This is a genomic window from Neobacillus sp. K501 (assembly GCF_053749995.1).
On record NZ_JBSLYA010000004.1, the window covers coordinates 225494 to 248277 of the forward strand.

The 22784-nt window shown below is 39.9% G+C and carries 24 protein-coding genes; 5 read left to right on the forward strand and 19 right to left on the reverse strand.

What is annotated here, in order from left to right:
* Window positions 1–5 precede the first annotated feature (5 nt).
* Genes ACWM35_RS11745 through ACWM35_RS11775 form a run of 7 tightly spaced genes read right to left on the reverse strand, consistent with a single transcriptional unit; the run spans window position 6 to window position 8297 of the window.
* The gene (locus tag ACWM35_RS11745; protein ID WP_454818560.1) at window positions 6–2228 is read right to left on the reverse strand and encodes a glycoside hydrolase family 65 protein; all 2223 of its coding nucleotides are present in this window, start codon (window positions 2226–2228) and stop codon (window positions 6–8) included.
* Entirely contained in the window at window positions 2225–3259 is a 1035-nt protein-coding gene (locus ACWM35_RS11750; RefSeq protein WP_454818562.1) for a Gfo/Idh/MocA family protein, read from the reverse strand. Before ACWM35_RS11750 ends, ACWM35_RS11745 begins: the two co-directional genes overlap by 4 nt.
* A 16-nt stretch (window positions 3260–3275) precedes the next feature.
* Window positions 3276–4070 carry a sugar phosphate isomerase/epimerase family protein gene (locus tag ACWM35_RS11755; RefSeq protein ID WP_454818564.1) on the reverse strand — a complete coding sequence of 265 codons (795 nt, stop codon included), beginning with the start codon at window positions 4068–4070 and terminating at the stop codon, window positions 3276–3278.
* A gap of 60 nt (window positions 4071–4130) precedes the next feature.
* Window positions 4131–5186 (reverse strand): zinc-dependent alcohol dehydrogenase, encoded by a 1056-nt coding sequence (locus tag ACWM35_RS11760; protein ID WP_454818566.1) that lies wholly within the window; start codon window positions 5184–5186, stop codon window positions 4131–4133.
* Between the two features lie 52 nt (window positions 5187–5238).
* Window positions 5239–6087 carry a carbohydrate ABC transporter permease gene (locus ACWM35_RS11765; protein ID WP_454818943.1) on the reverse strand — a complete coding sequence of 283 codons (849 nt, stop codon included), beginning with the start codon at window positions 6085–6087 and terminating at the stop codon, window positions 5239–5241.
* A 5-nt stretch (window positions 6088–6092) separates the two neighbouring features.
* A complete protein-coding gene (locus ACWM35_RS11770; protein WP_454818568.1) occupies window positions 6093–6962 on the reverse strand; it encodes a carbohydrate ABC transporter permease in 870 nt (289 codons plus the stop codon).
* A 36-nt stretch (window positions 6963–6998) separates the two neighbouring features.
* Complete coding sequence (locus ACWM35_RS11775) at window positions 6999–8297, reverse strand: ABC transporter substrate-binding protein (protein ID WP_454818570.1); 1299 nt, start codon at window positions 8295–8297, stop codon at window positions 6999–7001.
* A gap of 540 nt (window positions 8298–8837) precedes the next feature.
* Here ACWM35_RS11775 and ACWM35_RS11780 point away from each other — a divergent pair.
* Window positions 8838–9860 (forward strand): LacI family DNA-binding transcriptional regulator, encoded by a 1023-nt coding sequence (locus ACWM35_RS11780; protein ID WP_454818572.1) that lies wholly within the window; start codon window positions 8838–8840, stop codon window positions 9858–9860.
* 161 nt (window positions 9861–10021) lie between these two features.
* Here the strand turns inward: ACWM35_RS11780 and ACWM35_RS11785 are convergent, their stop codons facing one another.
* Window positions 10022–10432 carry a ribosomal maturation YjgA family protein gene (locus ACWM35_RS11785; RefSeq protein ID WP_454818574.1) on the reverse strand — a complete coding sequence of 137 codons (411 nt, stop codon included), beginning with the start codon at window positions 10430–10432 and terminating at the stop codon, window positions 10022–10024.
* Window positions 10433–10602: 170 nt separating this feature from the next.
* On the opposite strand from ACWM35_RS11785, the gene ACWM35_RS11790 reads away from it, so the two are divergent.
* Window positions 10603–11121, forward strand: a complete 519-nt coding sequence (locus ACWM35_RS11790) for a GrpB family protein (protein WP_454818576.1) — start codon at window positions 10603–10605, stop codon at window positions 11119–11121.
* A gap of 75 nt (window positions 11122–11196) precedes the next feature.
* On the opposite strand, the gene ACWM35_RS11795 is transcribed toward ACWM35_RS11790, so the two are convergent.
* Window positions 11197–12096, reverse strand: coding sequence for a PhzF family phenazine biosynthesis protein (locus ACWM35_RS11795; RefSeq protein ID WP_454818578.1), 900 nt, complete (start codon window positions 12094–12096; stop codon window positions 11197–11199).
* A gap of 156 nt (window positions 12097–12252) precedes the next feature.
* Between ACWM35_RS11795 and ACWM35_RS11800 the strand changes: the two genes are divergently transcribed.
* Entirely contained in the window at window positions 12253–13137 is an 885-nt protein-coding gene (locus ACWM35_RS11800; protein ID WP_454818580.1) for a LysR family transcriptional regulator, read from the forward strand.
* An 87-nt stretch (window positions 13138–13224) separates the two neighbouring features.
* On the opposite strand, the gene ACWM35_RS11805 is transcribed toward ACWM35_RS11800, so the two are convergent.
* From ACWM35_RS11805 to ACWM35_RS11850, 10 genes are all read right to left on the reverse strand, one after another.
* Entirely contained in the window at window positions 13225–14490 is a 1266-nt protein-coding gene (locus tag ACWM35_RS11805; RefSeq protein WP_454818582.1) for a S8 family peptidase, read from the reverse strand.
* 252 nt (window positions 14491–14742) lie between these two features.
* Window positions 14743–15642 (reverse strand): hypothetical protein, encoded by a 900-nt coding sequence (locus tag ACWM35_RS11810; protein WP_454818584.1) that lies wholly within the window; start codon window positions 15640–15642, stop codon window positions 14743–14745.
* The gene (locus ACWM35_RS11815; RefSeq protein WP_454818586.1) at window positions 15626–16159 is read right to left on the reverse strand and encodes an RNA polymerase sigma factor; all 534 of its coding nucleotides are present in this window, start codon (window positions 16157–16159) and stop codon (window positions 15626–15628) included. Before ACWM35_RS11815 ends, ACWM35_RS11810 begins: the two co-directional genes overlap by 17 nt.
* 109 nt (window positions 16160–16268) lie before the next feature.
* Complete coding sequence (locus ACWM35_RS11820) at window positions 16269–16760, reverse strand: N-acetyltransferase family protein (RefSeq protein WP_454818588.1); 492 nt, start codon at window positions 16758–16760, stop codon at window positions 16269–16271.
* A gap of 2 nt (window positions 16761–16762) precedes the next feature.
* Window positions 16763–17395, reverse strand: a complete 633-nt coding sequence (locus tag ACWM35_RS11825; RefSeq protein WP_454818590.1) for a histidine phosphatase family protein — start codon at window positions 17393–17395, stop codon at window positions 16763–16765.
* Between the two features lie 89 nt (window positions 17396–17484).
* On the reverse strand, window positions 17485–17712 hold the full coding sequence (locus ACWM35_RS11830) for a DUF2651 family protein (protein WP_454818592.1): 228 nt from the start codon (window positions 17710–17712) through the stop codon (window positions 17485–17487).
* A gap of 26 nt (window positions 17713–17738) precedes the next feature.
* The gene (locus ACWM35_RS11835; protein WP_454818594.1) at window positions 17739–18083 is read right to left on the reverse strand and encodes a hypothetical protein; all 345 of its coding nucleotides are present in this window, start codon (window positions 18081–18083) and stop codon (window positions 17739–17741) included.
* Between the two features lie 126 nt (window positions 18084–18209).
* Window positions 18210–18830: an NUDIX hydrolase gene (locus ACWM35_RS11840; RefSeq protein WP_454818596.1), complete on the reverse strand. Its 621-nt coding sequence runs from the start codon at window positions 18828–18830 to the stop codon at window positions 18210–18212.
* A 69-nt stretch (window positions 18831–18899) separates the two neighbouring features.
* On the reverse strand, window positions 18900–19775 hold the full coding sequence (locus ACWM35_RS11845) for a glycosyltransferase (protein ID WP_454818598.1): 876 nt from the start codon (window positions 19773–19775) through the stop codon (window positions 18900–18902).
* On the reverse strand, window positions 19759–20301 hold the full coding sequence (locus ACWM35_RS11850) for a DUF402 domain-containing protein (RefSeq protein ID WP_454818600.1): 543 nt from the start codon (window positions 20299–20301) through the stop codon (window positions 19759–19761). The genes ACWM35_RS11845 and ACWM35_RS11850 overlap by 17 nt, the downstream gene beginning before the upstream one ends.
* A gap of 178 nt (window positions 20302–20479) precedes the next feature.
* On the opposite strand from ACWM35_RS11850, the gene ACWM35_RS11855 reads away from it, so the two are divergent.
* Complete coding sequence (locus tag ACWM35_RS11855; protein ID WP_454818602.1) at window positions 20480–21523, forward strand: ArsR/SmtB family transcription factor; 1044 nt, start codon at window positions 20480–20482, stop codon at window positions 21521–21523.
* Window positions 21520–22752, forward strand: coding sequence for an MFS transporter (locus ACWM35_RS11860; RefSeq protein ID WP_454818604.1), 1233 nt, complete (start codon window positions 21520–21522; stop codon window positions 22750–22752). The genes ACWM35_RS11855 and ACWM35_RS11860 overlap by 4 nt, the downstream gene beginning before the upstream one ends.
* Window positions 22753–22784: the final 32 nt, after the last annotated feature.

Consider the following 22784-nt stretch of genomic DNA (forward strand, 5'->3'; position numbering starts at 1 on the left):
CCCATTTATTTTGCAAGCTGAACTTCTAGATGATCCCTTAATTCGAATACATGTCCATTTATTTCAATCTCTATATCTAAACCTGTGAGTTTATGAATCTCACATCGTTCATGTGTCAGCCGAATTTCTAGTTTCCTGCCTTGATAACTTAATGGGAATTTCAGCTCTGACCAGTTAGCCGGCAGCTTTGGATTGACCGCCAGCCTGTCTTCACCAATCGTCATATTGGCAAAACCAAAGATTGCAGCCAGCCAAATCGCTCCTAAAGAAGCAGCATGGATCCCTTCGTCCGAAGAGTGTGGATTCGGCCCCAAATCAATCAAGCAAGCTTCCTGAAAGAAACGGTATGCTGCATCTTTTTCATTACAACGAGCAGCTACAATCGAGTGAATCGCCTTACTTAATGATGAATCATGAATCGTATGATCTTCGTAATAGAATAAGTTTTTACTTACTACCTCACTAGAAAACAAATCCGGGATGAGGTATAGCAGCATTACAACATCTGCTTGTTTGAGGATCTGCATCTCATTGACTTCCTGGCGTGAATAATCGAGTAAAATTGCCTGGCTTCCCTGCTTTTGTTTATAAGGGGTCAAATCGATTTCCGGCTTCGTTAAAAACGTATCATCCTGCGGAATAATCAGTTCATCATTCGGCATTGGCAAATGTAAACGCTGGAGGAATTCGCACCCCTTCTCAACCAAGGCCGGATCCTCATCCCTATACTGTTCCATAAAATAAAGAGCTTGTTCTACATTGTAAAAGGCCATGTAATTCGTATATGCATTATTATCAATGTGCTCCGTATACTCGTCCGGTCCAATTACATCCTGAATCGAAAGCTTGCCGCCCTCTTCCACGGCTCGGCTGATCCAAAAACGTGCTGTTTCTTTAAGCAGAGCAAGACCTTCATTTTTCATAAAATCTTCATCTTTGGTGTTTTCGTAATATTGAACAACCGCAAAAGCGATGTCTGCTACGATATGGTGCTCCGCTAAGGCAGAAGCAACCTTTTGACGTGTTCCAGTCCGAATATTGATGGCCGCGAACTCCGGTGTCTCTTCTTTTCCGGTAAAAGCACTTTCCCACGGAAACAAGGCTCCCTCAAAACCATTCTGAGCCGCCTTTTCCTTTGCTTCCTGTAAATGCTGATAACGGTACATCAATAACTTTTTCGCCGTATCCGGATTCGTGTAAAGATGGAAAGGTGCTAGGAAGATTTCCGTATCCCAAAATACATGCCCTTTATAGCCCTCACCTGTTAGACCTTTGGCACCAATACTAAAACGATCATCATGTGCCGGCGTCATAATTTCGATGTGGTAGAGCGCGAAATCCATCGCGGTTTGATCGAACTCGTCACTAGATGTAATCGTCACGCGCTTCTGCTGCCAAAACTCCTGCCATTTCACATTCGATTGTTCCAATAAAGCATCATACCCAATCGCTGTCTGAGTTTGAACAACCTTCAAACTGGCAGATTCCGGTTCATCACACTCATGAGAGGTATAAACCATTGTAATTTTTTCAAGCTCAAACGGTTCATTCGGAGCCATCTCACAGGAAACAGCGGCCATTAACTGGCGGTTTTTCGCCGAAAACGTCCTCATACTTTTTCTTGGTACATGAAAACCTGCAGCAATCGCCACGGTCACCCCAGATTCTGTTGTGGTATAAACACCTTGAATTGTTTCTTCGTTATATACCCGGACACTTTCTTCGATTAAATGCTGTCTCCCGAAGTTGGTCTGTTGTGCATCGATCCCGGTAACGATTTTGATCTTGGCAGGATGGTCCAGACTCGTGACCGTGACCTTGGAAGCTGCCATATGCAAATTATCCTTACTTACAAAGCGTTGAAAGAGAAACTGATAGCGGGCGCCCTCTTTATTCCTCCAGACCAGCTCCCGTCTCAATTCACTGGTTTCAAACAGCAATGCTCGTTCATACGAAACTATCTCACCATCGAGCAAAGAAAACGGATTGCCGTTAATTTCAATCTGCATTCCGCTAATGTCCGGTAAATTGACGATCTCGGATGGTTCATTCGCTGTTGCTTTATTGTAGACACCAGCGACATACATTCCGCGCGTTTGCCCCGTGTAGTCTTCCTCCTGGGTGCCGCGCATTCCTAAATAGCCATTCCCTAAAGCTAACAAGCTCGCATACTTATTCAAATAATGTAAATCGAAACCATGTTCATATATTCCTAGTTTTTTCTTCATAGGGTTACACTTTCACCTTTTTCAGCAGATTGATACAATGCTTCGATCAGTTGTTGAATGACGTAACCTTGCTTAGCGTCCGCCACCATAACGTCTTCTCCTAAGCATCGATCGATAAATGCTTGCATACTTTTGTGCTGGCGGTCAGGATCAGCCGTTTCCCTCTCCAATTGATAGACCAACTCGCCGCCTTCATCCTTATAGACCTGAGCTGGAAAAAGAGTTGCCCCAGCTTCGTCGCCGCAGAATTCCACATTCATAATCGATGTATCTTTTATATTTAAAGCAAACGAGGTTTCAAGCTGCAGCAAACCTCCGCCTTCAAGCTCAATAAAACCAAATAAACTATCCTCAACCTCATACCTTTTCGGGTCCCATTCTCCAAGTGAGCCTTTTGATTTTTTCGTACCAATCTTTTGATACATTTTTGCTGTTACTCGCTCAATTTTCGGGAATCCCAATACATAAAGGGCAGCATCCAACATATGTGATCCGAGATCAATTAGTGGCCCGCCGCCCTGTACTTCCTTGTCGGTAAAACTGCCCCAGCCGGGAATGCCGCAGCGGCGCAACGCCTTAACCTTCGTTACATAAACTTCTCCAAGCTCGCCTTGCTTCACTTTTTCACGAAGAATTATGACATCATCGGCAAACCGATGGTGAAAATTATAGGCAAGCAGACAGCCATTCGCCTCGGCTGCATCTCTCATTTCCTTCGCTTCCTCTGCAGAAATGGCTGGTGGTTTTTCACATAGCACATCACAGCCATAGGCAAGTGCAAGGAGAACATTCTCACAATGGAAACGGTTTGGGGTACAGACACTGACGATATCCGGCCTAATGGCGGTATACATTTCTTCCGCACTTGTAAAGTAATGAGGGATCCCGTTGCGCTCTGCAAAGCTTTTTACCCGCCCAGGATTAGGACTGACCACCGCAACCACTTCCAGTTCTTCTCGTGATTGATAATAGGAAACATGAACTTTTTCTGCTACTTGCCCAGCTCCTATAATGGCAACTTTCTTTTTCACTAACGTCGGCCTCCCTTTAACGTAACGATTCCCTTAGATGTGCTAAAGCTTGCTTGTACTCGGCTTCAGGATCATTTCCGCGGATTCGGCATTCAATCGTCAGGAATCCGTCATACCCATCTTGTTGTAACTGGTCAAAATGTTTCTTAAAGTCAATCGAACCGCTGCCTGGCTGATAACGTTGGTTATCGGCTAAATGGATATGGCCAACAAAGTCACGATTTTCATGTAACGCTTCCGAGATTCCATCTTCTTCAATGTTCATATGATAAAAATCAGCGATGATTTTTACGTTTTTCAATTGATTTTCTTCAATATAAAGGCGGGCGTCAGCCAAAGTATTAATCATATGATCCTGATAACGGTTCAACGGCTCAAGGAAAATGGTTGTCCCTGTTTCCTCGGCGACCTTATCCAAATACAGAAGTGATTCGGTTACAGTTTTGCGGTCACCCGCTTGACTTCGTGGAGATTGCATCGGAGGAAGGCGATACGTAAACATCCCCCAGGCTGCCGGTACAACAATTCCCTTACCGCCTACTTGCTGCAGTGCTTCAAGGATTTGTTTGATTTCCGCTAAGCCGTTTTCTCGGCGCTCTTCAATAAAATCTCCAATCCAGCCGTTATATCCACCGCAAGCTGTTGTAACGGGAATGCCTGTTTCAGCAATCGCTTCCTTCACCTCATCTAAATGGTCAACCAACAGTTTTCCATCAATTTCAAAGCCGTCAAAGCCCATTTCCTTGAGGTAACGGAATTTCCCCTTAATATCCTCTGGAAAAAATGCCTGGTTCTGTGTACCAATTTTCATGACCGATTCCTCCTTAATTTTATTAAGAAGCCGCCCAAACAGGACGGCGAGAATGGATGATTATTTATATTCGATCCCTATCTTAATGCTAAGCTCAGGGTGCTTATCCACATATTCCATATAGGCTTCCGCACTATCCTCAAAACGAACAACCGGATCAATAAGGTCAACACAATTCAAATATCCGTTCATTAGTAATTCCCAGCAAGTATCTTCAATCCGCTTACGGTTCCAGCGAGGGTAATCAGGGTTCGGCTCGCTCGCAGCACGTGAAAAGACGATTTTTGCATTATTAAAATGGGCTTCACGACCTAAATTCAAACCTTCTGGGAATGGCTTTGTGAACGCCACATAAGAAATGATTCCACCATAAGCGATTCCTTTTAAGGCGGATTGAAGGGCAGCGACATTACCGCTTGTTTCAATAATCGAATCTGCACCTAGCTTGTTCGTAAGCTTTTTCACTTCAAAACCTACATCCGTAGAGATTGGATCCAAACAGAAATCAGCTCCATTTCCAAGAGCAATCGCACGTCGTTTTTCTAATGGGTCAACCCCGATGACGATACTCGCCCCTGCTTTTTTAGCAAGTTGAATGGCAATTTGCCCGATGGCTCCCAAGCCGACAACGACAACATAGTCTCCGGCACGAACATTGGCATCGCGCACTCCACTTAAAGCAAATTGTGCTGGATCATAGCAAACCGCATTCTGCCATTTTGCCCCTTCCGGCATTTTGCGCAGACGATGGTTATCAATCGCATTCACAATCACCGTTTCCATAATTGGTCCATAGGTACAAACCGTTTCACCGATCTCATACTCACTAACCTCTATGCCTTTTTCAACAATTTTACCGACAACCATGTTACCAAGCTGGAACTCACCGAATACAATCCCAGGGGCCGCCCCTTCTTTTCGAGGCATAAACATTCGCCATTCTTCATCGAAGTATTCATCCATAAAGGGAGTCATGCCACGGAAATCAATGACCTCTGTACCATGCTTTGGAGATGCGAACTCGACATCAATTCTGACTTCATTTGCTTCTAAAGGACGATCTTCATATTCCACTAAAGCAGCGACTCTTGGTGCTGCAGCAATAAGTTTTTTCATTGTAGCAACCTCTTTTTTCGTATTTTTGTTGAGACGGGCATGTGCCCCCACTTTATCCTTTTACTCCACCTTCTGTTGCTCCACCCTTGATGAGATGATCAGACAGAGCATACATGATCACAACTGGCAGTGCCGTTACAAGAGATGCCGCCATCATCCGTCCCCACACATAATCTGGTGTGCTGAACAAGGTGTTTAACCCGATCGGCAATGTGAAATTCACCGAGTCAGATAAGAAAATCGAAGCAAACAAGAAGTCGTTCCAAGAAACCATAAAGGAATAGACAAACACAGAGATGATTCCTGATATCGATAACGGAATAATGATATAAAAAATAATCTGTATCCGGTTCAGGCCATCAATGGATGCTGCTTCTTCGAGATCATCAGGAATCGTATCAAAGTAACTTTTTAACATAAAGATCGAAGTCGGCAACGTCTGAACGATCATCGTGATAATGAGCGCTGTTTTCGTATCATATAATCCAAGTCCAGAAATAATTTTGAACAAAGGCACAATAAGCAGGATACCCGAGAACATATACACCGTATAAAAGCTGGCATTAATCGTCGTTCTTCCGATAAACTTTAAACGTGATAACGCATAGGCACCGAGGATCCCAATTAACACCGAGATCACTGAAGCGGTAAGTGAAACCATTAAGCTATTTTTAAAATAAGAGATATACGGAAAAATATCCGGGTTGAAAATATCAATATAATGTTTAAACGTCCACTCTGTTGGCAAGATTGTCGGATTAGTCGACACAGCTTCCTTTGATGATTTAAAGGAAGTCATCAGCATGACGAAAAATGGAAATAGAGACACCGCCAAAAGCGCGATGAGACCGGTGTAAAAAGCAACCTTTCTCGTTACCTTATTTTTCTTATTACTAGCCATTGCCATTAGTATTTCACCCGCTTTCGTGTTGCAATGATCACAATAGAAAGGATAATAAAAAGAATGACAGAAACAGAAGCCGCTTTCCCAAGATCATTGAAGGCAAACGCTGTTTCGTAAAGGTAAATACCTAGAATATCCACTTGGTTTGTTAGAAGAAAAACATCCGTGAACATGTAGAACAACCAAATGGAACGAAGCGTAACAACCGTAATTAACACCGGCATGATCGCCGGAAGTGTGACAATCTTAAACTTTTGCCAAGCATTTGCCCCATCGATTTCCGCTGCTTCATATTGAGTTGCATCAATTGTCTGTAAAATCGCCAAAAATGAAATGAAAGCATAAGGAAAGTATCTCCAAATCGCATATAAAACTACCAATATAAAACTGCTCACCGGCTTATCAAACCAGAGCGGTGCTGTTTCAAAAATCCCAAATACATCTACTCCCAAATAGTTGACGATTCCGTAGCCGTTATTGAACATATACTTCCACGCAAACACCAATGAGATCGAAGGAGTGACATAAGACAAGATTATTAGTGACCGAGCTAGTTTACGGAATCGGAATGGGCGGTTAAAGAAAATCGCCACCGCCAAGCCCAATGCCGTACTACCAGCAACTGCGAGAATCATGTATAAAAGGGTAATACCCAATGATTTAAAAAACGCTGCATCCGTTAGAATGTCTGTGTAATTTTTAATGCCGACAAAAATGGCACTTAGCCTGGGGTTTATCGGTTGATCAAAAAAGCTTAATTGAATATTCGAAAGCATCGGATAGGCTACCAAAAGAAGAATTAAAAACATACTCGGAAACAGCAGGACGACCGCCAATTTCAAATCCGATTTCTCTTTTTTTACTGCTTTCATGTTCTCCCTCCTTAAAGAAGAAATCATTCACTCAAATTATTTTTGTTCCAGAATATCCTGAATCGAATCTTCAGCCGTTTTTAATTCCTTGTCAATGCTCTTGCCGCCAACCGTAATCGCATTGACTAATTGTGGAATGGCACCAGAGCTGGTGATATCCCCCATTTTCAAGAAGTTCTTGCCATCCACTAACCCAAATACCTGAATATCGTTGTAAGAGGCAGCAATTTCAGCAGAAAGTTCACCAAAAGCTTTCACTACTTCGTTTGCTTGATAAGTTTCATTTTCAATCACAAGCTTGTTGACTGGTTGTGCCCCTCCTGGAGACATTAATATCCATTTCGTCATGTTTTCAGGTTGAGCCATAAATTCCACGAATTTTTGTGCAGCCTGTTTTTTCTTTTCTTCTAAATCCGTTGAAATCGTTAAAGCAGATACCGTTCCGAATACGGCTTTTGTTTTCTGCGTCGGGATCGCAAAGCCAATATTTTCTGCACTGCCTTCCTCATAAACGGATGGTAGAAGATAGGTTGAATATACAGCCATTGGTGTGGAGCCGTTCATAAATGCATCCTTTACTTCCGTTACATCGTTGGACCCTGGCATCGTATATTTTGCTAATTCTTGATAGAAAAATAAGGCTTCTTTCATTTCTTTAGAATTAATCGCTAACTTACCTTTCTCATCCAAAACATTTGCATTGTTTGATAAGGCAAATTGAGAGAATGCCTGCTCCGAAAAGCCACCTTCTACCGTCGGTACAGCAATTCCATACTTTTTGTTACTTGGATCAGTAAATGCTTCTGCAATGGCTAACACATCATCCCAATTCTTGGGCTCTTCAAATCCTTTTGAAGAGAGCATTTCCTTGTTATACCAAATCCCTTGAACCCAACCGCTGATTGGAACTCCTGTATATCCTTTTCCGTTCTCAGTTTTAACAAGTTTTAAAGCACCCTCATAGAAGTTTTCTTCCCCTGTCTTATCTAACACCGTTTTAACAGCCTCACGGTCGATCAATTGCTCTTTATCCAAAACTTTTGCAAAATCCTGACCGACTTCAAGGACGGCAGGAAGTTTCCAAGCACTTGCCAGTGTAACCATCTTGGTATTATAAGAATCTTCCTCAACGGGAACCTGCTTGATTTTGATATCAGGATTTTCTTCTTCAAACTTTGCAACTAATTCATTAATGACCGCCAAGCGTTCTTGTTCAACAGAAGAATGCATGAATTCAATCGTGGTCTTTCCGCTGTTAGCTTCATCCCCGCCGCATGCTGTTAATCCTGCCACCAAAAGCAACAGCATGGCTATGTACAGTCCTTTTTTTATCATTGTTTCTCCTCCTAATGACCTGACATCATGGGGCCAGATTATTTTTAGATAAATGGAATGAAACCAATCAATTCGTAGACTTAGTTTGTTCATTTTTAAGATGAATTTTTTAAATATTTATGGCTAACTCTATTCCCCCTTTTCCATGGAACCGCTCCCATTAATCGCAAAAAAATATATACCTCTCTATTTAACTGAAAATATAATCATTATTATGGTACCGCTCCCAAAATTCTACAAAAAAAGAGATTAGTAGATTTTATTTCGTGGTACCGCTCCCACGAGGTTAATATATTACAGATAACGATTGATGTCAACCAAAACCTAAAATCAAATTTCATCTCACAGGTTAATTTTTAAAAAATCCGTTTTAGCTTAAAAATGAGTTGATAGATTTAAAATTCATCCCTATAATGTACCTGTATTGCTCCCACTTTTTTACCCGACGAATTACCTATATAAAGTGTAAACAGATACATATACATGTATCACACTTATCACATATTTAGAACGAATTCCATTGAAAGAGGAGGGAGTTTTTTGAGCCACACCATTTATGATATAGCTCGGGTCGCAAACGTTTCAAAGTCTACCGTATCCCGAGTGCTCAATAACCAAACCAATATATCTGATGCAGCACGTGAGCGTGTCATGAAAGCGATTGAACAACTAAATTACCAGCCTAGTAAGCTGGCTAGAGCTCTTTCCTCAGGGTTTGATGCGATCATGGTCTTATCTCGTTCTGCCAAAACCACGACGAATAATCCATTTTTTGCCGATATTCTTAAAACCATTGCGGAAAAAGCAGAAGAAGAAGATTTTGACGTCATTCTGCAAACCGCTAAAAATAGTCAAGATGAACTAGAGAAATGCATTGCCAAAATTAGAGATAAAATGATTAAAGGCATCATTATGTTAAGCTCCCCAGCTAAAGAGGATTTCTTTCAACAGCTTGATGTGTTCAATATACCAATAGTTGTCATTGGGAAAGTAGAGGGGCACTATCAAAATATCTACTCTGTTGATACAGATAATTACCAGGATAGTTATCTTTTAACGAAACGGTTAATTGACCAGGGGCATACGGATATTGCTTGCTTACATTCTCCTTTAGATTACCATGTTTCCATTGATAGACTTGAGGGCTATAAAAACTGTATGCAGGATCATGATTTGCCGTTAGGAAAAGAGTGGATCATTGACAGTGGTTATACGGTTGAGACCGGGAGTATTGCGGCGAACCAACTGCTCTCATTATCCAAACGCCCTTCCGCTGTTTTAGCAACTGATGATTTGAAGGTCATGAGTGTATATAAAGCAGCATCAGAGATGGGGATTAAGATACCCAATGATCTATCCATTGTCGGTTACAGCAACACTACCTATAGTCCTTTTCTCTCTCCGTCGCTGACCAGCATTGAAATTCCAATTAGAAAACTTGGAAAAGCCGGCACGGATATCCTTTTTTCAAAAATAAAGGAAAATAAAAATCCGCCTCCTCGGACGATTGTAAAAACAGAAGAAATTATCGGGGAATCTGTGTCAAAAAGGAATGAACCATAAATGCTAAAACCACCTCAAAAAATCGGGGTGGTTTTTTCCTGTTTTCTATGCCTATCAATAAATCAATAGAAATACTACTAATGATGAAAGAGCCTATAAATGATATGAGGTTATATGCTCATTATGATTGAAGATATGGTCCACTTTCATGAGGCCGTGAATCATTTTTTAATCTTGCTTAAAGCTTTATCCATGATGGTGGCGATGATGATCCCTGCTAAATAACGAACGAGATCGACCATAAGAAATCCTTGGCCAAGAATCAAAGCTCCGATGGTGGTTGCCCGAATTTGATTCAGCCAGTCAGCCTGATACAACTGACTGAATTCAATGCCAAAGCTGAACAAAAGACTTAAGCAGATCGATGCGAACAGGCTCTTTCGAACAAGTAAGAAACGGAAACCAAAATAAACCATCATCGCCCACAGTGCATCTCCAGCATTTTCTGCGAGAAATGGAGGAAGGGGGCTGCTATATTTCCGCGAAGCTAGGCCTAATAAAATGGTTATGACGGTGGCTGCTAAATAGACTAACCGGCTGTTTACTCCTTTTTTTAAAATCAATAGGATCACTCTTTGCTTAGTAGTATATGAGTTAAATGCGAATAAAAATGTTGAATGACCTTTATCTGTCTCACACTTAAATCTTCCCCTATCATACAAAAAACAACTGACATTATCTCTACCATTTGGTAAATTTTATAAAGAATAATAGAATCTTCGAAAAATCTGGGGGAAAACAAATGAAAGTTCGACTTAGTGATTATAGTGAAAATTGGTCTCTAATGTTTCAAAAAGAGGCACAATTCTTACGTGAGCTATTTGGAGATGAGATTATTCGATTTGAACATTTCGGCAGCACCTCGGTTCACGGGTTAAAAGCAAAACCTGTCATCGATATGATGTGTATTGTACAAGACATCGAAAAGATCGATTCCTTTAACAGCAAAATGGAAGCGCTGGGGTACGATGTCGCAGGAGATTGGGGAATCGCAGGAAGAAGATTATTTCGAAAGGGTGGAGAAAACCGAACTCACCATATTCACTTTTACCAAATCGATAACCCGCAAATTGACCGGCATTTAATTTTTCGAGATTACTTGCGTTCGCATCCCGAAGAGGCGGCACGCTATGGTCGCTTTAAAGAAGAATTAGCCGCTCGTTTCGAGAATACCAGTGGATACAGCCCTGCCAAAAAGGCATTTGTGACTGAAATGGAGCAGGAAGCATTAAAGTGGTTTGTGGAATCTCAGAAAAATTGATGATACCATGTATATTACGGAGAGAAGTGCGAGTGCACTCCTCTCCTATCCATTTATTGCTGGTAAACATACAACTTATACGATATTAATCTTCCCTTCAATCGTGATGATCGCCGATCCAGCCACTTCAATGGTTGGTCCATTATTTTCAGGTGTTATCGTTATATATAAGGTACCTGGCCGGCCAATAGCATGCCCTTGCCCTATTTTAAGCTGATGTGTTTGATCCTTAGAAAGGATTCCTTCTAAAAACAAATATCCCGCTAAGGCACCATTGGCCGCACCCGTCACTGGATCCTCATCAATGCCAATACCTGGGGCAAAATCTCTTGTATAAAGGTCCAACTCCCCATTGGTATGAAAAGTAAATAAGTGCGTGGTTGAAATATTATGTTCTCGGTTCAAGCTGGCCAACTTTTTAAATTGTGGCTCGGCACCATCAATCGCTTCGGATGATTTAACTGGGATAAGAAGATGCCAGTTTCCTGTATTACTTAATTTGATTGGATACCTTTCGTCTAAATCGCTTTCTTGAATGCCAACTAGTTGGGCAATCGATTTTTTGTCTAATTCTATCTCTTTAACCGTTGGTTTGATTTGTGTCATGGAAACTCGAATGAGTTGATTGTTTTCTTTTATCCATTTTACCGGAATTAGTCCTACATTGGTTTCAAACACAATCTGTTCTGCTTTTTCCATCCAATTGTACTTTGTTGCAAGTAACCAAGAAAGGCCTACCGTAGCATGACCACAAAAGTTGATTTCCTCGGTAGGTGTAAAATATCTTACTTTAAAGTCTGCATGTGGATGAGAAGAAGGCAATAAAAAAGCAGATTCAGGGAGATTCAATTCATTCGCAATCTTTTGCATTTCTTCCTCTTTTAAATTTTCCGCATGAGGTATGACCCCTGCAGGATTTCCTCCAAATGATCTATCCGTAAAAGCATCAATATGATAAACCGAAAGTTGTTTCATTATTTTCCTCCTTAAATTCGCATGATTATCGTTTTCTTTCTAAATTAATCATATTCATCATTCACTCATAAGTAAAATGAATATTATGAATAGTATGCATGAGGGGAATTCATGTAAAATTAACTTACTATCAAGGTTATTACCAGGAGGAAATCCATGACTCTTTTTCAATATGAAGTGTTTGTGAAAGTGGTAGACACAGGAAAGTTTACTAGAGCTGGGGAAATTCTAGGACTCACTCAATCAGGTGTCAGTCATAATATATCTGCTTTGGAGTCAGAACTAGGGATTACTCTGCTCCATAGGGGAAGAACTGGAGTTTCATTGACAGATGCAGGACAACGGATCATAGGACATATGAGAAATATCCTTTTAGAGTCAGAACAAATTAAACAAAAGGCGGCATCCATCCAGGGACTTGAAATTGGGAAAATTAAGATCGGGAGTTTCCCAAGTGCATCCGCTAAATTATTACCCGGCATCATTTCTTATTTCAAAGACAGGTATCAAGGAATGGAGTTGGAACTTCATGAGGGGAGCTATCCTGAGATTACGGAATGGGTAGAAAATGGAGTCATTGACATTGGATTTGTTTCGTTGCCAATTAAAGGAGTAGAGACGATCCCTCTGCTAAAAGATAAACTCGTCGTGCTCTTGCCAGATGGCCATCCATTACAGGCTAATACCTCTATTAACATCGAGCAGTTATCGCAGGAGCCCTTTATCATGCCCAAGGCAGGCTGCGAGCTGCTCATCAAGGAAAGGTTTCATTCGTTTGGGGTAAACCCTGCTATTCAATTTGAGGTGGAAGATAATCAAACGATTATCTCAATGGTTCAAGAGGGACTCGGGCTAACAGTCGTTCCCCAGTTAACATTGCCAAACTGGTTAACTCATGTTTCGATTGCTGAACTTGTTCCCGAGACCTATCGTCAAATAGGATTGGCAGTAAAGACGATTAAGAATAGTACTCCTGCTGTAAAAGAATTCATTCTTGCCACTCAAAAGTTTGTGAATTTAAAACAAAACGAAAAGGATTGAGCCCTGTTTGAACAGGGTCCAATCCTTAGTAGCCGAATATAGTTATGATTCTCTTCCCCAGACTATTTTCAACGCAACAATTTTACATTATTTCACCCGCGCAAAGCCAAATCCTGATGCATGATCATCTCCAGTAGCAGCACCGTACCCACCTTTAATATCGTATAGTTTCGCTCTGCTTTGCAACTCAGCACGAAGCTGGGTATTGGACAAAGACAAATTAGATGACCAGATTTTTGCCGCTAAGCCTGAGACGTGAGGCGTCGCCATAGAAGTCCCGCTGATTGTATTGTAATTTCCATCATACCAGGTTGATTGGATGTCCTTACCTGGTGCGGAAATTTCTACATCCCGCTCTTGAATCACATAATCACCGTCAGTTGCAGAATTACCGCGAGAGGAGAAATCCGCTACACGATAGGTGCCATTTTGTTGGACATTTTCCAAGGCAGCAACAGCGACGGCACTTGTCAATGCCCCCGGATAGCCAATTGTGTTATCAGCATAGCCACTGTTTCCTGCAGCCGCAACCACCAGTGTTCCCTTGCTGTAAGCATAATCTACTGCACTAGCAATCATGCTATCTTTTGCGCTTGAGCCCAGGGACATGGAAATGACAACTTTTGAGCCTGTCCGAACGGCTTCATCTGCTGCATGGCGGATTGCACCAGCTATATCATCAGAATATCCTGTTCCTCGATTATTCAAAACCTTATAAGCCCAAAGCTTCGCTTGTGGTGCAACTCCATAGATTCCTAATCCGTCTGAAGCTCCATGAGCCAGCGCCGTTCCCGCCACATGGGTACCGTGCCCGTTTTTATCGGTACATGTCCCATTTACGAGCGATGAGGAGGCTTGCGAAAAGTCCTTGCATTGTTCACTGCTTCCTACTAAATCAGGATGATTCGTATAAACACCTGTATCTAACACAGCGATCTTAATCCCTGCTCCGCCAGATGTACTTGCAATAGCTGGATCGTTATAAATCGCTTGAATTCCCCACGGAGTACGATCACTTGGAAGCGAGGAAATCGCCTTTGCAGCATTGTCTTTAGACTTATTCTCAACCCGATCCAATTGCACGACTGGAACTCTTTCAATCTGTAAATTTTTATTTTTTAATAATGCTTGATATTGTTGCGCATTCACTTCGGTCGTAAATCCTTCCGCCCCAAAATCCCAGCGTGCTCCATGACTTTGCTTTACTTTTGCTTTTTCTGAACCCTGTCCTTTGATTACCACCCGATATGTTTCTTTTGAATCCTGCGCCTCCCCATAAGCTCCCGAAGCAAATAAGGAAACCCCCATTGATAGTGCTAGAATGCTAGACCCTAACCATTTTCTCTTTTTCATTTTTGTTTTCCTCCCCTTTTTGATTTTTACAGTCATTTCCCAGTTGTAACATCAAGTTTAGTTTGAAAACTCTGAATAATAAACAGGAAACTACTTCCTAGATATTGGGAAATATTTTAGATCGATAGATTAAGAGGAGGAAAACACTACTTAAATCCTATTTAAATATAAAAGGAATTCATCGTCGATTTCCTTCCGGATTTTACACACAAAAAATAAAGAGCACAATTGTGCCCTTTTATTTGAAAATAATCATTCCTCTTGATTAGGATAAAAAAACTCATAGGTGATCGTTTTTCCATCAATGGTGATCGTGACTACTTCGTTTCCATCACCGGATTCGAAAGTATGTGAACGTTCATTATTAGATGTTTTCTTCCAACCACCTTGCTCGATTTTCTCCAAGTAATCAGCAAATACCTTAAATGAAGCATCTTCCCAATGGTACACTTCCTTGCTGGAAGAAATCGAAATTGGCTCTAATTCTACAGGGAAAATCATTAATCCATACCCATGATTCACATAAAGTGGATCCTTATGTTTATAAGGTTTGATCCCTTTCAATTGTAAAGTAGAAATAGCCCTTAATATATCCGCGTGCTCAAGCTTTGGATAATCAAAAGAAAAATGAATAGATGGCTGGCCTGGTACTTCGATAAAAAAGTGATATCGTAGGGCCACGTCCATCATTTTCACATGCTCAATATACATATGTGTCGGATAGGGAAAATTTTCAAGCTCTTTTTCTACATACATAGGAGCACCTTTAATGATTTTACTCATTTCTTCAACTGCCACTTGCTCGGCAACTCCAACCGTCACCGTTTGGTCCTTTTTGTATAGCTCTAAGTCATCACCTGATTTCTCGGCATACACATCATTTAAATTCCAGCGGATAAGTTCCTCATCAAACACCATTTCACCGCTCGTTGTTGATGGTGTATTTTCTTGAAAAATAAAAAATAGGAAACTTCCACAAATGAGAAATAGCAAACATGCTGCTGCGATACTTTTCCATTGAAAATGGGAGACACGTGCAGGCGGAGTATGGATCGATTCCAGAATCCTCTTCCTCATCACTTCTTTTTGGGCCCTAGTTGGCCTTACTCCTTGAAGCAGCTTCCATTGCTCGTCATCAAAATGTTTGCTCAACATGATCACCACCTTCGAATCCATTCATCTTTCTTAATGCTAGCATCGCTCTTGATAATGTTTTACGCACTTTCGCCTCAGACCACTCCAGAACCTGAGCGATTTCCTTTGTCGAATATCCCTCAATCTTTTTCAACGTAATCACAAGCCGATAATCAGGCTTTAATTGTTGAATCGCAGCCATCAATTGAATGACCGTTTCTTTATTTTCCGTAAGCTGTTCTAGATTAAAAGTTGATGGAATCTCCCGGTCATTAGCAAAAGCTGAAAACCATCTTCTACGCTTTCGCTTACGAATTTCATCGATGACCAAATGTTTAGCAATGCTGAACAGCCATGTTTTTACGTTCGATTGGTGATGAAACCGCTCATAGGCTGTATGCGCACGGACAAACGTATCATGAACCAAATCCTCGCAGCACTGTTGGTCACCAATCATAAACAAAATAAAGCAATAAATATCATCATAATATAATTCATACCAGTCCATAATCAGCTGTTCTCTGTCTCTATTCAAGCTCAACACCACCTTCTTTCCTCTGCCTTACCTTATCAGTCGTCCGAAGGGCAAATTTGTGACACCTTTTCCTAAAAAAAGAAAGCTACCGTTATAGGCAGCTAATCATTTAGAAAGAAATGCTAATTGAATCTAGGTGTTTTACAAATAATACCCGGTCTTGATTTATCCCATCATAACTAGAATTTACTTGAACTCCATCGATATTTTTATCTCCCGCTTCAATTTCAAACCCCAGCTTCGTATGATAGGCAATAGATACTTTATTGACCGGTGATGTAACGCACCGTACGATATTCCGGCCATTTTGCTTAACCACCGTAAAAAAGTTATCGTATAAAATTTTCCCAATATGATGCTTTCTGTAATCAGGATGGACCCCGACAAAATGGATATAGGCCTCATTTAAATACGATTGGGAAAGGAAGCCAATGAGAAACCCTACCAATTTTCCATCCTTTTCAGCAATGAAACTAGTAGTGGTAAAATGGTCGAAAAATAATTTTGGCAGCATATCAGTCATATTCCTGCCGCCCCACCACTCATTGATCAGCGGAGATATCTCATAATAGTCTGAACCTGTAGCATTACGAATTTCCATCATCACAACACCCCGGCTTCTTTAGAGAAATGAGCTGTATCCCCCAACATCTGAACGGTAAATTTCTCTCCGTCCCATTGAAAAACGGATAGGCTGGTTCCATGAATAAAAGGAGTCTCCCACATCTTTTCGGTGGGTAAATCCATCACATAAGACAAAATGGCTTTGATCGCAACACCGTGCGTGACGATTAAGAGGTTTCCACTCGTATTTTCGGCAATGATTCTCTTAAAAGCTTCCTCCACTCTCTTTTTGAAAACGCTCAGGCCTTCCCCGTTATGTGGTTGATGGTTATATAAATGAGGTGCATTCCAAAAATGGTCATATTCTTTTTGATCAATTTCCTCAATCTCATTATGTGTTTTTCCTTCCCATTCACCAAAGGAAAGTTCTTTCAGGTTTGGTTCAATGATAATAGGGATGTCCCTTCCCGCACTCACATATTCAGTCGTTTGCATTGCCCTTTCACTGGAACTAGTGTAAATTGCATGAAATTCGGTTTGACTTAACCTTGCCCCTAATAATCGTGCATGTTGAATCCCTTTTTCCGTGAGCTCCGAATTTTTCCAGCCCTGCAGGCGATTCTCTGTATTCCAATGCGTTTCCCCGTGTCGTGTTAAATAGATTTGTAGCATTAAACTTCCTCCAATAGTTCATTTCACCTTTTACTTCAACAAAAAAGAGCCATTCTCCTCCTTGAGGAAAAGCTAAAAGCTCCGATATATTATGATGTGAATTTCTTCATAATCAAACTTACAATACAGGAAATAACCGTATAGATGATGACCCATATAAAGAAAGATTCATTAAAATATGTAAACATGAGAATCGTGAAAGTAATCAATGTCACAAGAGGAATAAAATACCATTTTCTAAAGATGATATATCCAATGACAGAAGCAATAAGTACCAATAAGGGACATAAGAAAAGTACAAGAACAAACTCTGACATAGTCTTACCACCTTTGAATGACAGATTCACTTTTTCTTCTTTTTTTTAGCCTCGCCTAAATCTATAAATTGGGGGTAGCAATGGTAGAGTATTACCCCTGCAAATCCAAGCATTAGTATGGCTATTATCCAGCCAATAATTGAATCGGTTGAAAATACAATGGTACTCAAAGCTATAGCCAATACTCCAAAACTTGCAATAATAACCTGTTTTGCATACAGAAATAATAAAATAATAAAAGAGATAATCCTTTCGCCTATACCGCCTGTATTGCCTTCCTTAAGAAAATGAATAACCAGTAGGGTAAAATTCCAGACTATTAAAATTGCCATTCCTATTACTAAAATAACATCCTGTAAACTTGTAATCATCTTATCTCCTTGAATGTTCTGCTCGTCTAATAAATCCTTTATAGCGCTCTTTAGATACTACGATTGAAATAGATATATAGTTTCATCACACCTAATCTGTCCCTTTGTTAAATTAAGAGTTTAGGTTTATATCAATTTTTTTATTTTCTGAATAACCGTTTCATAATATGTAATGGGATGAGGAACAAATTTATCTTTTCCTGCTAGGCCATCAATGACGACTTTAGTTCCAGCTTCTTTCACTTCAAATCCCTGAATATCAACCTTTTCTCTTCTACCATCCCAAAGTTCAACGAAATCATTCAATACTACTTTCACCATTCCTGATACTTCTTCCTCCTGAAGCGAAAAGTCATCAAAGGTGCTCTTACTCTTATATAAAAATACATTCGCTAATTCCTTATCGATGAAATTTTCTTTCGTGACACAGTAATCAATAACACCTAATGGAATCAGTTCATCGGCTGAAACTTCGATTCCAATTTCTTCTTTGACCTCTCTTACCCCATCGTACACGTTTTCATCAGCGAGTAAATGTCCAGCCGCGGTAATGTCTAAAAGGTTTGGATAGTCTTTTTTTCTATCACTTCGAAGCTGTAAATAGAGATAATTTATGCCTTTTTCATTGCTCACGAACCAGCAGTGAAAGGCTTCATGCCAATATCCTAATCGATGTACCTCTTCACGGGTAGCAATACCGATTGGATTTCTCTCGTCGTCAAAAACCTTCAGCATTTCGTTTTCCATATACAATTTCTCCTTTTATGATAATTCCTTTCCCATGAAAGATAAAATTTAATAAGAAGGAAAGTAAATCTAAACCTTATTAAATTCTCTTATAAGCATTTCAAGTGCATGGCTTTTAGAAGCTTCCCTTTGCTTCATTTTAATTATTTCCCTATTGTTATAGACTAACTCTACAAGTTCAACTAATGATTCTCTATTTAATTTTGATTCTTCTAATGTAAGTGAGTATCCCTTTTTTTGAAAAGCTTCTGCATTCAGTATTTGGTCACCCCTACTCTGATCTAATCCTAAAGGGATAACTATCATTAGTATATTTAATGCTAAAAATTCAAAAATGGCATTAGAGCCATCTCTTGTAATAACCACATCTGTAGCAGCTAATAAATCCGGTAACTCTTCATGAACATATTCAAATTGCTTATATCTTTGAAATGCGGATAAACCTTCATCTACGTTGTTTCTACCACAAAGATGCACCACCTGAAAGTTTAATGAAAGATGTTCTAATGAATCTCTAACAACTTGATTAATCTTCTTAGCTCCTAAACTTCCACCCATAATAGTGATTATTGGATGAGTTGTATCAAAACCTAAAAACTGTCTACCTCTTTCTGAAGAACCGTTTGTTATTTCTTTTCTTATAGGAGATCCAATTACAGTAGTCATATTTTGGGGAAAGTACATTTTTGTTTCTTCGAATGAGGTAAAAATCTTAGTTGCAAATCTCTTTGAAATATTATTTGCTAAACCAGGTGTCATATCACTTTCATGTATGTATATTGGAATTCTGAGTGTGCTTGCAGCTAAAATAACAGGAACTGATACAAAACCACCTTTAGAAAAGACCAAGCTTGGTTTTAACTTTCTCAGCAAACTTCTTGCTTCCATAAATCCTTTTATAACTCTAGCCATTTCTGTCATAGACAATCTATTTAAGTTTATCAACTAAGATTTCTCTATGTTGATAAGACAAATTTATCAATTCAAAATTACCTTTTCTTATTTGTTTCTTAATGTTAATTAATTCGCCCCAGGCCAAGTTATAAAGAGACTTATCAATAATCCCTTTTGCATACGCGACTTCAAGTTCATCAGCATCTTTTTCTATTACCTCTCCAGAAGGCAATAAGACAATATCAAGAAACAGATCATCCATCCAAGGAATATTATTTTCAATGGAGTTTTTATTACAAATATCTATATACCATTGAACTACAGCTCCATTAGCATCAAACATCGTGGTTACTGAATGATTTTTCTGCAAAGGAAATTGTTGCAACCACATATAACCATCATCCACTATGCATACATTTTTACCATTGTAATTGACTACTAATGGTTCGGTAACTTTTATTGTATTTAATAAAGTTATATATCCCTTGAACTCACTAGTATCAAGATATGATTGTGCATATTTTCTACTTACAATTCGTTTCCAACCAGTCCGGTCCCCAAATTTTCTTTTCAACATACATATCCCCTACAAACCCATTTTCCTAATTCTACCATTCACTTGAAAGTCAATCCATTCTTTTTATTAAGCTTGTTTCTAATAGATTTATTCAATCTACGGATGGTATATAATTCGAAATATATTGAATTATATATTCTTATAATTTAGAATTAATTTATCAAAAGGGGGGATTTATATGAAACACATTTATTCACCGTTACCAAGGGAAAGTTTATCTCTATCCGTTGAGTTCTCAGTTATTTGGGAGATAGCTTTGGGGATTGCCGGCTACACACATAGCAAGCTGCGCCACACCTTTGAGCAAGATGAAAACTGGTCAGACCGTCAATACACTATGTCACAAACTTTAGTAAGGAACTTAAAGGAAATCGAAGAGACAAATTTATGGTATGGATTAATCATGTTGCAGAATAAGCTTTCCTCTTCCGATATTCAAGATTTTTCGAATGCGATTATTGCGATGGAACCAGAAGAGTTTTATGAAACGCTCTTACCCTTTAAGGATCGTAAACATGAAGCATTGAAAAAGAAAACAGCTAAAGACTATCAAAATACAGACTCCTTTGTTCACTTTGCGTCTTATTTTAGGGATCATGATTATCTAGAGGAATATGTTTTATCACTGGGGCAGAAGAAACAAACCGAGATCATAGAATTATTTATCAAGACGACTTCTGAGTGGTACGAGTGGATCCGACAACATGAGGATTGGAAGAAGTGGATGCAAGCTCTTACTTTTGAAAAGAAACAGCACAGTTTGATTGATCCCTCTAAGCCAGTAGAAGAAATAGAACGGATTTCAGGCGGAGCAAAGTATTTACCTGAACCCTCTGTTTGGCAGGTAAAACTCATACCACATGTCTCCTATCGTCCTTGGATTTTGGAGTTGCGAACGTCGGAAACAAAGCTGTTCTTTTATCCATTAAAAGAGGGAGCATTATTAGAACCTGGTGTTCCTCCTCAAGAGCTAGTCCAAGGTCATAAAGCATTAGGAGATGAACTTCGCTTAAAATTACTGTATCAAATCATAAGAGGACCACTTTCACTCCAAGATTTAAGCGTAAAATTCAACGTCTCAAAAACAACGCTGCATCATCAACTCTCCCTGCTAAAAGCAGCGAAATTCATTCGGGTTGATAAAGGAGTTTATTCAGCGAACACTGTACAAATTCAGTCATTCTCTAAACGTCTCAAACAATATCTCGGAGAACCGCTATGAAAAAAAAGAGATATTCTAAATCGTTCAAATCCCTCTGGATCGGAGAAATTATCTCTGAGTTTGGAGGAGCATCTGGGGGAATTGTAAACGGCCTTTTATTATTTCAACTAACAGGCTCCAAGGAATGGATGGGAGCTCTCTGGCTCGTTTACTTTCTACCTTCATTAATTTTACAAGGAGCAAGTTCACCTTTTCTTAATCATGTACGTAAGGAGAAGATGCTTAAAACTATACAATTGATTCGTTCAGGTGCCTATCTATTTCCCCTAATTGGCTATCTCAGCGGGACTGAACTAGGAACGATAGGAGGATTGGTTGTCTTACAATTTACTTTAGGACTCTTACAGCCCATATATGCTAGTCTATCATTCTCCCTTTTACCTGATATATGTGAAGAAAAAGAGCTCGTTCAAGCTAATAGCTTATTAGATGGAACCCTTCGACTGATGAGCTTTATCGCTCCTGGTGTTACTTCCTTACTTCTTTTAGTCAGTCCTCTACATATTATTTATGTTTTTTCGAGCCTCATGTTTTTACTTAGTTATCTATCACTTTCACAAATCCCATATGCAAGTACAAAAAGGGTTGCAGCATGGTCAAGAAAGTTCTGGTGGGAAGAGATGAAAGCAGGCTATCATACCTTCTTTCAGTTTCCAAAGCTATTAAGGCTCACTCTTCTTTCTTCAACTGTGCAATTTGCGGTAGGGGCTACCATGGTTTTGAATGTGCTATTTATTCGCAGAGAGTTGCATGGACAAGCGTGGGAATATGCCATTTTTGCGGATATGTTTCCTGTAGGTTATGCTCTGGGGATGGTGCTTCTGACCAAGTTACCTAAAAACCCAAAAACGATGTATCTTGGTCTGGTTGGCGGTGGCTTTTCTTTTTTCCTATTGTATTTTGTTCAATCGATTCCATTTGCATGGGCTTGTGAACTACTTGGAGGAGTATTATTTCCCTTATTTAACGCACAAAGCGCTGCTATCTTCCAAAGTGAAGCCCCAAGAGAACGCTTATCACAACTGAGTTCAGTCCGTCTGCTCTTTCTACGAATCACGATGCCGCTCGGGGTTTTGTTCGCATCTTCATCATGGTTAGATATAAGTACACGTTTATCCTATTTTCTTATCGGCACGGTGATCGTCATTCCGGGCCTTTGTTATCTAATTATCAGCCTCACCCGTAACAACAAAGTGTTAACCGAAAATAAAAGGAGAAAAACAAGTTAGATTTGCTAAAAAGCGTATGCTCCTGTTCATAT